The 10,715-nt window shown below is 65.8% G+C and carries 11 protein-coding genes, 1 pseudogene and 1 riboswitch; of the genes and pseudogenes, 10 read left to right on the forward strand and 2 right to left on the reverse strand.

Translation table 11 applies throughout. The features are described from left to right. The 3 genes and pseudogenes from GPA_RS06540 to GPA_RS20035 all read left to right on the forward strand — a co-directional run. Nucleotides 1-515: sulfite exporter TauE/SafE family protein (locus GPA_RS06540; RefSeq protein WP_156791139.1), on the forward strand; the 515-nt coding region annotated here is incomplete at its 5' end. Nucleotides 516-593: 78 nt separating this feature from the next. Then, nucleotides 594-1,904, forward strand: coding sequence for a histidine kinase (locus GPA_RS06545; protein ID WP_041240199.1), 1,311 nt, complete (start codon nt 594-596; stop codon nt 1,902-1,904). A 207-nt stretch (nt 1,905-2,111) separates the two neighbouring features. Continuing rightward, nucleotides 2,112-2,171 (forward strand): annotated as a pseudogene (locus tag GPA_RS20035) (hypothetical protein); the annotation flags it as partial. Between the two features lie 107 nt (nt 2,172-2,278). On the opposite strand, the gene GPA_RS20040 reads toward GPA_RS20035, so the two are convergent. Then, nucleotides 2,279-2,593, reverse strand: coding sequence for a hypothetical protein (locus tag GPA_RS20040; protein WP_231847711.1), 315 nt, complete (start codon nt 2,591-2,593; stop codon nt 2,279-2,281). Between the two features lie 104 nt (nt 2,594-2,697). Between GPA_RS20040 and GPA_RS06550 the strand changes: the two genes are divergently transcribed. The 5 genes from GPA_RS06550 to GPA_RS16730 all read left to right on the forward strand — a co-directional run bounded on the left by GPA_RS06550 (nt 2,698) and on the right by GPA_RS16730 (nt 6,212). Continuing rightward, a complete protein-coding gene (locus GPA_RS06550; RefSeq protein WP_231847695.1) occupies nt 2,698-3,087 on the forward strand; it encodes a DMT family transporter in 390 nt (129 codons plus the stop codon). After that, on the forward strand, nt 3,063-3,575 hold the full coding sequence (locus GPA_RS06555) for a shikimate kinase (protein WP_015539373.1): 513 nt from the start codon (nt 3,063-3,065) through the stop codon (nt 3,573-3,575). Before GPA_RS06550 ends, GPA_RS06555 begins: the two co-directional genes overlap by 25 nt. A 9-nt stretch (nt 3,576-3,584) precedes the next feature. Continuing rightward, nucleotides 3,585-3,950, forward strand: coding sequence for a tRNA-binding protein (locus tag GPA_RS06560; RefSeq protein ID WP_231847592.1), 366 nt, complete (start codon nt 3,585-3,587; stop codon nt 3,948-3,950). A 291-nt stretch (nt 3,951-4,241) separates the two neighbouring features. Next, nucleotides 4,242-5,738, forward strand: a complete 1,497-nt coding sequence (locus GPA_RS06565) for an MATE family efflux transporter (protein WP_083808958.1) — start codon at nt 4,242-4,244, stop codon at nt 5,736-5,738. Between the two features lie 30 nt (nt 5,739-5,768). Continuing rightward, nucleotides 5,769-6,212 (forward strand): MarR family winged helix-turn-helix transcriptional regulator, encoded by a 444-nt coding sequence (locus GPA_RS16730; protein WP_015539374.1) that lies wholly within the window; start codon nt 5,769-5,771, stop codon nt 6,210-6,212. 100 nt (nt 6,213-6,312) lie between these two features. Here the strand turns inward: GPA_RS16730 and GPA_RS06575 are convergent, their stop codons facing one another. Beyond that, on the reverse strand, nt 6,313-7,842 hold the full coding sequence (locus tag GPA_RS06575; RefSeq protein WP_041239197.1) for an alanine/glycine:cation symporter family protein: 1,530 nt from the start codon (nt 7,840-7,842) through the stop codon (nt 6,313-6,315). A gap of 113 nt (nt 7,843-7,955) precedes the next feature. After that, nucleotides 7,956-8,060, reverse strand: a riboswitch (glycine riboswitch). Nucleotides 8,061-8,303: 243 nt separating this feature from the next. Here GPA_RS06575 and GPA_RS20045 point away from each other — a divergent pair. After that, entirely contained in the window at nt 8,304-9,023 is a 720-nt protein-coding gene (locus tag GPA_RS20045) for a hypothetical protein (RefSeq protein WP_049784044.1), read from the forward strand. 24 nt (nt 9,024-9,047) lie between these two features. Further along, the coding region (locus GPA_RS18970) for an MSCRAMM family protein (RefSeq protein ID WP_269446285.1) at nt 9,048-10,715 on the forward strand (1,668 nt) is incomplete at its 3' end.

Consider the following 10,715-nt stretch of genomic DNA (forward strand, 5'->3'; position numbering starts at 1 on the left):
CGGCGCCGGCGGGCGAGCCTCCGGTCGAGGCCGCCGTGGAGCAGGCGGGCGACGCGGCGGCGAACGACGACGCCGCACCCGAGGTGCCGGCCGGCGAGTCGTCCGTCGCAGCGGACACGGGCAAGGCGTTTCCCAAGCTCACGCGCAAGCAGTTGGCCATCGGCGCTGCCATCGGCCTGGGCGCTGGCCTGGCGTCCGGGTACGTGGGCGTGGGCGGCGGCTTCATCATGGTGCCGCTCATGCTGTCGCTCGTGGGCATCTCCATGAAGCAGGCGTCGGGCACGTCTCTCATCGCCGTCATGCTGCTGGCCATTCCGGGCACCATCGAGCAGGGGCTGCTCGGCAACATCGACTATATGGCCGGCATTGCCGTGGCCGTGGGCTCCATTCCCGGCGCCGTGATCGGCGCGCGCCTCGTGCGGCTTGTGCCCGAGCGCACGCTGCGCTTCATCTTCGGCGGATTCCTCATCGTGGCCGCGGTTGTGCTCGTGCTGAACGAGGTGGGGGTGCTCTGATAAACGGGCGTGCATTGCACGCCGGATGCTGGTAGGATGGTGCCTTCAGCCACGACGAGGAGGTTCGCCTTGCAGCAGGTGCAACAGGAAACGACGGAGAAGACCGCCCTGCCCCGTTTCTTCACGCTCGAGATGTTCATGTTCACCGTCGCGGTGCTGTCGGGCCTCGTGCTCATCTGGTCTTCCGTGTCGCCGTACCGCAGCATCGCCGTGCTCATCGTGGCAGGCATCGTGTTCACCCTCTCGCTCGTCATCGTCATCCGGCTGCTCATGGACCCCGATTCCGTGCGCGCACGCCAGTCCGACGCCATGCTGCGCCTGGCCAGCCAGACGCTCGACTGCATGAAGGAGGGTATGACTAGCGACGCGGCGCAGCGCATCTGCCAGCTGCTGCTGCCATCGACGGCTGCCATCGCCGTAGCGGTGACCGACAAGGACCATATTCTGGGCTACGCCGGCTACGAGGAGGCCGACAACCCCTCCGGCAGCGTTATCCGCACGCACGCAACCCACGCCACGCTCTCCGACGGGCGCGGCCGCATCCTGTTCACACCGGAGGAGATCGGCTTCCCGTCCGGCTCGTCCACCATCCAGGCCGCCATCATCGTCCCGCTGGTGGTGGGCCGCACGGTGGAGGGCACGCTCAAGTTCTACTACCGCCGGGCCCGTCATATCTCCGAGACGCAGAAGTCCATCGCCGAGGGCTTCGGCCAGCTGCTGTCCACCCAGATGGCGGCCTCGGCGCTCGAGGAGCAGACGAAGCTCGCCACCAGCATGGAGCTGAAGGCCCTGCAGAGCCAGATCAACCCGCACTTCCTGTTCAACACCATCAACACCATCGCCTCGCTCATTCGCACGAACCCCGAGAAGGCGCGCATCCTGCTGCGCGAGTTCGCCGTGTTCTACCGCCGCACGCTGGAGGACTCCGCCGACCTCATCCTGTTCGCGCGCGAGATGGAGCAGACGAAGCGCTACTTCACGTTCGAGATCGCGCGTTTCGGCGAGGACCGGGTGGCCATGGAGGTGGACATCGAGCCGGATGTCGACGACATGATGGTGCCGCCCTTCCTCATCCAGCCGCTCGTGGAGAACGCCGTGCGCCACGCCATGCCGTCGGAAGGCAAGCTCACCATCAGCGTGACGGGCCAGGTGAAAGGCGACGACGTTATCGTGTGCGTGGCGGACGACGGCGTGGGCATGACCGAGGAAGCGCGCCTGAACATCCTGCACCCCGAGTCATCCACCGGCTGCGGCATCGCCGTGAAGAACGTCCATGACCGCATCTGCGGCTACTTCGGCTCCGACACCCACATGGAAGTGGAAAGCGAGCTGGGCGTGGGCACGAAGGTCACGCTCGTCCTGATAGGCGGCGCCAAGCGCGAGTACTGAGGTTGGGCGGCTTCGCGGCGTTCGTGCGGCTGCTGCGCCTCAACCATCGTCCCTGTTGACGGTTCAGCCCCTATCATTCGGGCGGGGGGCACCGTATAATGGGCGGCTGTGGAAAAACTAGACGGCATAGCGCATCGCATTCCAACAGGAGTTTACAAGCTCCTGCTGGTCGTGGCCACCGTCATCTGGGGTTTGAGCTTCGTGGTCATGAAGGATGCCGTGGACGTGCTGCAGCCGGCCTATCTCATAGGGTTCCGATTCCTGGCCACGGGGGCCATCCTGGCCGCGCTGTTCTTCCGACGCCTGCGCGCGGCCCTCTCGGGCGAGCGGGCTGTGGACTACCTAGTCAAGGGCACGATCCTCGGCGTGGTGTGCTATCTGGCGTTCTGGGTGCAGACCATCGGGCTCGACCACACCACGCCCGGCAAGAACGCCTTCCTCACGGCCACGTACTGCGTCATCGTGCCGTTCGCCTGGTGGGCCATCGCGCGCAAGCGGCCGACGGCGTTCAACCTGGTGGCTGCCGTCATGGCCGTGGGCGGTATCGGGCTCGTGTCGCTCTCGGGCTCGCTCTCCGAGCTGTCCATGGGCTTCGGCGACGCCATGACGCTCGTGTCGGCGCTGCTGTTCGCCGTGCACATCGTGTACGTGTCGAAGTTCTCCGAGAAAAGCGACGTGCTCGTGCTCACGTTGCTGCAGTTCGCGGTGGGCGGTGTGTGCGGCGTGGCGTACGGCGCCTGCTTCGAGACGCTTCCCCCCGGCCGAGTCCCTCACGCCGGCCTTCTGGATGGACATGGCCTACCTCGTGGTGTTCGCGTCGTGCGTGGCCCTCGTCATCCAGAACGTGGCCCTGGCGCACGTGCCGCCCGCGCAGGCCTCGCTGTTCCTGAGCTTGGAGAGCGTGTTCGGCGTGCTGTTCAGCGTGCTGCTGTATGGGGAAGAGATAGGGCTTCGCCTGGTGGGCGGCTTCGCCCTCATCTTCGTTGCTATAGTGGTGAGCGAAACGTTCCCGCTGAAACGCAAGGCGGGCGACGACGCCCCCGCCTTGGCCCTGGAAACCCCCGGCGGCCCGGTGGTGTCGCCGGAAACGGCCGGCGCGTTGGGCGGCCGGGAAGCCGACGGCAGGGCAGCCGTCGAATCGAGGCTAGAGGAGTCATCATGGAGCAAGAGCGGAACAACATAGTGCTGATCGGCATGCCGAGCGCGGGCAAATCGACGTTGGGCATCGTGCTGGCGAAGATACTGAACTACCAGTTCGTCGACGCCGACCTCGTCATCCAGAACCAATGCGACAAGACGCTGCAGAAGCTCATTGACGCATGCGGCCCGGAGGGCTTCATCCAGGTGGAGAACGAGATCCTGCGCGACATCGAGGCGGAGAACTCCATCATCGCCACCGGCGGCTCGGCCGTGTACTCCGACGAGGCCATGAAGCACCTTGCCGAGATCGGCCGCGTGGTGTACCTGCAGATATCGTACGAGGAGCTGGTGAGCCGCCTGCACGATTTGCAGGAGCGCGGCGTGGTGCTCAAAGGCGGCATCGGCATGAGCCTGCGCGAGCTCTATGACGAGCGCAAGCCGCTCTACGAGCAGTACGCCGAGATCACCGTGAACATCGACGACCTGTCGATCACCGCGGCGGCCCGCAAAGTGGCCGACGCGCTGCGCTAGGACGCTGCCGTGGAAACCATCGAGACGGCGCCGGTCAAGCCTCCTATCACGATCGACGACCTGGACAAGCTGGACATCCGCGTAGGGCGCATTACGCGGGTGGATGACGTGGAGGGCTCCAAGAAGCTCATCAAGATGACGGTGGGCTTCGGTGGGTTCACGCGCACGATCCTCTCCGGCATGAAGGAGGAGCGGGACGACTGCAAGGCCGAACTGGAGGGTCGCCAAGCGCTGTTCGTGGTGAACATGGCGCCCCGCAAGATGGCCGGCGAGGTGTCCGAGGGCATGATCTACGACATCGGCTACGAGGACGGCATCCTCCCCGCCCTCGCCGTCCCCGAGCGCGAGGTCCCCGACGGGGCGCGTCTGGGATAAGGCGGAAACACCCCCGCCACCTGCGCGAATTTCGAAGAAGGACCCTGTGTTTCACGTGAAACACAGGGTCCTTCTTGCATGCCGGGCCCTCGGACAAGGCGCCCCTGCAAAGGCCGCTTGCCGCAAGCTGATGCGGGCAAGAGCACGGCGCATCAAAAAACGATGTTATCGCGCCAGACAGCCTTATGGAGAAAAATAATAAGTTAACTTATTATTTTTAGAATCGACGCGCAGCAGGTTAAACTGGAAGCGACTTGATGTGGAGCAACGAGGACGCGGAAGAGGCATTGCATGGCGAACGAGGTTCAAGCGACAGGTGGCGCCGGGGCGGCGAAGGGGACGGACCGGTTGGGGACGGAGCGGATAGGCAGGCTGCTGCTGGAGTTCTCGATACCGGCCATCATCAGCATGGTGTTCAACTCGCTGTACAACGTGGTGGACACCGCCTTCCTCGGCCAGGCGTTCCCCGACGGCACGGGCGTGGCCGTCACCACGCTGGCGCTGCCGGTCATGACCATCCTCATGGGCTTCTCCATGGTGGCCGGCCAGGGCGGCAACGCGCTCGCGGCCATCCAGCTGGGCGAGGGCCGCAAGGCGCAGGTGGAGAAGACGCTGGGGAACTCGGCCGTGCTGTTGTGCGGGCTGGCCGTGCTGGTGGCGGTGGCAGCGGTTGCGGCCATCGATCCCGTCCTCGCGCTCATCGGCACGAGTGCTGAGCTGTGGGAGCCCACCAAGACGTTCGTGCAGATCATCTGCGTGGGCTTCGTCTTCCAGTCGCTCGGCATGGGTCTGAACAACTTCCTGCGCACGGCAGGCAAGCCGAACCTGGCGCTGGGTACCATGGTGTTCGGCACCGTGATGTGCATCGTGCTGAACTACCTGTTCGTGCTCGTGCTCGGTTGGGGCGTTGCGGGCAGCGCCGGCGCCACCGTGCTGGGGCAGGCGTGCGGCATGGCGCCGGTGGTGTGGTACTTCGCGGTATGCAAGGGCGCGCCGTTCCGGCTGCGCCTGTCGTGCTGCCGTCCCGATGCGCGCCTCATGGGCCGCATCCTCACGCTGGGCCTGGCGTCGTTCGTCATGCAGGTGGCCTCCACGGTGGTGAGCGTGGTGCTGAACCAGGTCGTCGGCGTCTACGGCTCGCAGGACCCCATCGGCGTGACGGGCGCGCTCGCGGCCATCGGCGTGGCGCAGAAGGCCACGCTGTTCGCCATCACGCCGCTCATCGGCCTGATCATGGGAGCGCAGCCTATCATCGGGTACAACTACGGGGCCCGCTCGTGGCAGCGCGTGCTCGACGCGCTCAAGTGGGCGTCGGTGGCGGGCGTGGCCATCGGGGCGTTCTTCCTCGTGCTTTCGCATGCGGTACCGGTGCAGATCGTGGCGCTGTTCGGCGTGACGGGCGACTTGGAGTCGTTCGCGGTCACGGCGCTGCAGATCTACACGCTGCTGTATCCGCTGGTCGGTTTCCAGATCGTGGGATCGAGCTACTTCCAGTCCAGCGGCCAGCCGCTCAAGGCCGCCATCCTGGAGATGACGCGCCAGGTGATCTTCCTCATCCCGCTGTACCTGCTGCTGCCGCCGGTGCTGACGTCCGTGTTCGGGCTCACGGGGCTGCAGGGCGTGGTGGTGAGCGCACCTGTATCGGACGGCCTGGCCACGCTCATGACGACGGTGTTCGTGGTCCGCGAGGTGCGCAAGCTGCGCGGCCTGCGCGAAGCCTCGCGCGTCGCGGTGCGTCCTGCCGTTGCGGCGGGCGAGCTGGGCGATGCTGCCGCGCAGCAGGCGTAGCGGACGCCGGGCGAAGAGAGGGGGAGGGCCATGGAGCCTCTAAGCGACGACTCCATCATGCGCGAAATGGCGCATATGAGCCAGGTGATCGCGCGCCGGTCGCGCCAGGCGGGCGGCGCGACGGGGGCCTCGTTCGTGCTGGCGGTGCTGGCGAGCCATGAGGAGGCGATGGTCGAGGGGTTCGCGCCGCGCCTGCTGTCGCAGGTGGAGCTGGCCGACATCGTGGGCATCCGCCCACAGTCGCTCGGGGCGCTGCTGGCCCGGCTGGAAGCCGACGGCTGCATCGAGCGCGCCGCCGGCGAGCAGGACCGCCGCGCAAGGCAGGTCAAGCTCACCGACCACGGCCGCGACCAGGCACAGGAGGCGCGCGACCACCAGCGCGCGTTCGCACGCGATACGCTGGCGGTGCTGGACGATGCGGAGAAGCGGCAGCTGGCGGCCATCGTGTTGAAGCTCAACGCCGCGCTCGGCTAGCACCGCCCCTCCAAGCTGTACCGGCGTCAAACGCCGCGCGCCGAGCGGGAAGGCTCGGCGCGCGATGGAAAAGCTACGGGCGCATATGCCCCGGCGGCCGCTATGCCCGCGCGCCGGCCGTGTCGGAGTCGGGGGCGTTCAGCGGGTCGATGGGCGGGATGTCCCAGTTGTCGCCGGGAAGGTGCGGCTCCATGGCATCCTCGTCGCCGGCAGCCTGCAAGCGCTCGAAGTAGTCCTTCGTCTCCTTCACCACCACGCCGGACAGCGCGATGAGCGCGATCATGTTCGGCAGCGCCATGAGCCCGTTGAAGATGTCGGCGATGGTCCACACGGCCGCCACGGTCATGTAGGGGCCGATGAACACGCAGAAGATGTAAAGCCAGCGGTACACCTTCACGGCCTTCATGTTGCCGTTGCTGAAGTACTCCAGGCAGCGCTCGCCGTAGTAGTCCCAGCCGAGGATCGTGGTGAACCCGAACAGCACGAGGCACGCCATGAGCACGAACGAAACCACCTCGGGCGGCAGGAACGGCAGGCCCGCCTGGAACGCGGCCGTGGTCACAGCCGCTCCCTCAAGGCCGGGGATCTGGTACGCGCCGGTCATGACCAGCGCCAGGCCCGTCATGGAGCACACCACGATAGTGTCGAGGAACGTGCCGGTCATGGACACGAGGCCCTGGCGCACCGGCTCCTTCGTCTGTGCGGCTGCCGCGGCGATAGGCGCGGAACCGAGGCCCGCCTCGTTCGAGAAGATGCCGCGCGCAATGCCCTTCTGCATGGCCACGATGATGGCGCCCAGCATGCCGCCGGCCGCCGCCTGCAGGCCGAACGCGCTCTGGAAGATGACGGCGAACGCGCCGGGCACCTTGTCGAGGTTCGTGAAGATGAGCACGAGCGAGAAGCCCACGTACAGCACCACCATGGCGGGGATCACGCGCTCGGACACCTTCGCGATGCGCTTCAGGCCGCCGATGACCACGAGGCCCACGAGCAGCGCGAGCAGCAGCGAGCCGATGACGGTGAAGATGGAGTAGTCCATTCCGAGGATGCTCACCGTGGCGTTCTTCTCGGGGTCGAAGAACCCGGTGATAGCGCTGGAGATGGAGTTGACCTGAGTGAACGTGCCGATGCCGAACAAGCCCACGCACATGCCGAAGAACGCGAAGATCTTCGCCAACCAGCGCCATTTCATGCCCATGCCGCGCTCGATGTAGTAGAACGGGCCGCCCAGCACGTGGCCGGTCTTCTTGTCGACGCGCCGATACTTCACGGCCAGCAAGCCCTCGGAGAACTTCGTGGCCATGCCGAACAGCGCGGCCAGCCACATCCAGAACAGCGCGCCCGGGCCGCCGGCGACGATGGCCGTGGCCACGCCCACGATGTTGCCCGTGCCGATGGTGGCTGACAGGGCCGTGCACAGCGCGCCGAAGCTCGATACCTCGCCGGCGCCGCCCTTCTCGTTCTTCACCATGTAACGCAGGGCGCGCGGCAGCTGCCGGAACTGCACGGCGCGCAACCGCACCGTCAGCAGGATGCCGCCGAACAGGATGAGCACCATGAGCGGCACTCCCCAGATGAAGTCGTCGATAGCGACGAGCCCATCGTTGATAACGCTGAAAAAGCCTTCCACCAGTTTCCTCCTCGATACAAGCATGTACGTGCAATTTCGGCGAACCCCGTCCGAGGACGCGGCGCTCTGGAGGAATATGGGGAAAAGGGAAGGCGCGTGCGCGCAACAAGCTGCAGCTTTGCTCTGTCCTTTTGCCTGAGAGTTTCGGCGATGCGGCCCTTGGTCACTCGCCTTGCCCCTTCGGCACCCGACGATCGGGATTCTCCAGAGGCCCCTCCTCGCCCTGTCTCGTGAGATCCAGGACGTATCAACGGGGTGATGCTATGAAATTGTGCTGCGCCATTGTAGCAGGGAACACAACCGTTGTTAAGCCGTTGTTTGACTTTTATGCGTGCCGGGCATTGTTGCGCAGCGGTATTCGGTAGGTAACGGGCAGGGCACGGTTTGCAAGCCTCAGCTACGAGCCTTGCCCGCCCCCTTACCTTGGCGGGTATCTCGAAATCTCTACACAAGGAGGATATATGGCTTTCCGGCCGACCGTTCCCGACCGCGTGCCCTTGCGCGCGGGTCGACTTCGCATGCTCGTTGTTCTGGCAGGGTTGGCCGTCCTCTGCCTTCTGGCTCTTCGTACGCCGGCGTTCGCCGACGAGGCGGTTCCCGACGAGACCGGCGACGAGCCTGTGCCGCGGGCATCCGCGGACATCACCCGCAAGGTGATGATCAACGACATGAAGCTGCAGGTTAAGAACGGCAACACGTGGACCGACGTCCCCGATGGCGGATCGGTTCCCAACTGGTCGTACGTGCGCATCTACATCGATTGGGAAATACCGGACATGACCGGCGTCAATCCCGGCGACACGTTCACGTTCACCATCGACCCGCAGGGCCACCTGCTGTCCGGCAACTTCGGTCCGGCAGACCTCGTCGATCCCGGCACCTCGAAGGTGATCGGATCGTACGTGGTCAACGGCAACCGCAACCCGGATGGCAGCATGAACGACAACATGATCACCATCGTCACCACGCTATCGGAGGACGGAGCGCAGTTCCCGTCGCTGCACAACGGCTTCTTCACGCTCGAAGGCTACGTTCAAGGCGCGGGCAACGATATTGTCTTCACGGTGAACGGGGAGGCGCTGGCGCCTGTCGACATCGTGCCGGAGCCGTCGCGCCCGATCCCGGACACGCCGCTCCTGAAGTACGGCACGCAGGAGGCCGGCCAGAACCAGATCAGATGAGTTGCCCATGTTAACTCGGATATCGTGGCGAGCGCCTATGCCGACTACGCGGCCGGCGGGTCGAGCCAGTCCGAGCAGCGGCCCAACCTCCTGCTGACCGACGAGATGCAGGGCGGGCAAGCCATATCGTCGGACGACGTGGTGGTGCGCATGCCCATCTACGCCACCACCAATGCGGGCGAGGCGCAGAGCCAGCAGTACGCCTCCTTCGTCATCACGAGCCTGTTCGACAAGGTGGACAAGTCGGCCGCGGACGGCATGACGCAAGAGGAGTTCGCCAACAGCGTGCGAGGTGCCGCCACACCCACCATCGGCGTGTGGGAGAACCGCGTGGTGTACGTCGGCTTCGGCGACGTTCCCTCAGGTGATGGCGCGAGCAGGCTCAACGTCAATAACCTGTTCGACGGGAGGGGCGAGGCGACGGTGGAGTACATCCTCGACCAGGCCGGGGTCTCGCCTGCGCAGAAGGCCATCGTCATGAAGTACTTCAGCTCGGTAGGCCCGAACGGAGGCGACATCACGTCGTTTTTGGTGGAGATGCGCGCCGACGCTTCCGAGGATGGGCGGTACGAGAACACCGCCACGCTCACCTACGGAGACTCCTCGTCGTCGCAAGGGTCGGGTAGCGCTTACTTCACGGAGATCTCGGGCGGCGTGGAAGTACGTGACGGAAAAGCCGTGCTGACGAAGGTGGATGCGGGCGATGCCGGCATCGCGCTTTCGGGCGCCGTGTTCAAGTTGGAGAAGATGCAGCCCGACAATTCATGGGCGACGGTTGCGGGGTCGGAGCGTTTGACGACGGATTCCAACGGGCTTATCACGGTCACGGGGTTGCTGCTGGGGCAGTACCGCTTCGTGGAGATCGAGCCGCCCGCGGGCTACGTCATGGAGGCCGAGCCCATCGGATTCGCCATCACGTCGTCCATGCCGGACCATACCGCCACGATGACGGCCGAGAACACGAAGAGCCCCGTGCTCGGCAAGGTGGTGCTGACCAAGGTCGACGCCGACGACGAGACCGTGAAGCTGCCCGGCGCGGTGTTCAAGCTGGAGGAACGTGCGGCCGACGGCACGTGGACGGACCTGCCCGGGTACGAGGCGCTCACGACCGACGGCGGCGGTTTGATCACCGTTGAAGACCTGGTCGTGGGCACGTACCGATTCGTCGAGGTGTCGGCGCCCGAGGGCTACGAGCTGGAGACCACGCCGATCGAGTTCACCCTTGCCGAGGACACGCCGGGGCTGGAGGTCGCTGTGACGGCGCCCAACACGAAGAGCCCCGTGCTCGGCGGCGCGGTGCTGAAGAAGGTGGACGCCGAGGACCCGACCGCGGTGCTTTCCGGCGCCACGTTCAAGCTCGAGCAGCTCCTGGCCGATGGCGCCTGGGGAACTGTTCCGGGACATGGCGCCCTCGTGACCGGTGCCGATGGTCTGATCGAGGTGCGCGACCTGCTGGTGGGTTCCTATCGCTTCGTGGAGACCGCCGCGCCCGAGGGCTATGTGCTGGACGACACGCCGGTGGAGTTCTCGGTGGCGGTGGGCCAGCCCGCGCAGGCCGAGCTTACCATGAAGAACACTCCCGTGCCTCCCGATCCCGAGGAGCCGGTCGTGCCGAACGAGCCCGAGGAACCCGGCACGCCGCAGCAGCCGGGCACCCCGCCGGCGGGCGGTACGAAGCCGGTGTCCCTCGCG

This window comes from Gordonibacter pamelaeae 7-10-1-b, from assembly GCF_000210055.1.
Taxonomy (GTDB): Bacteria; Actinomycetota; Coriobacteriia; order Coriobacteriales; family Eggerthellaceae; genus Gordonibacter; species Gordonibacter pamelaeae.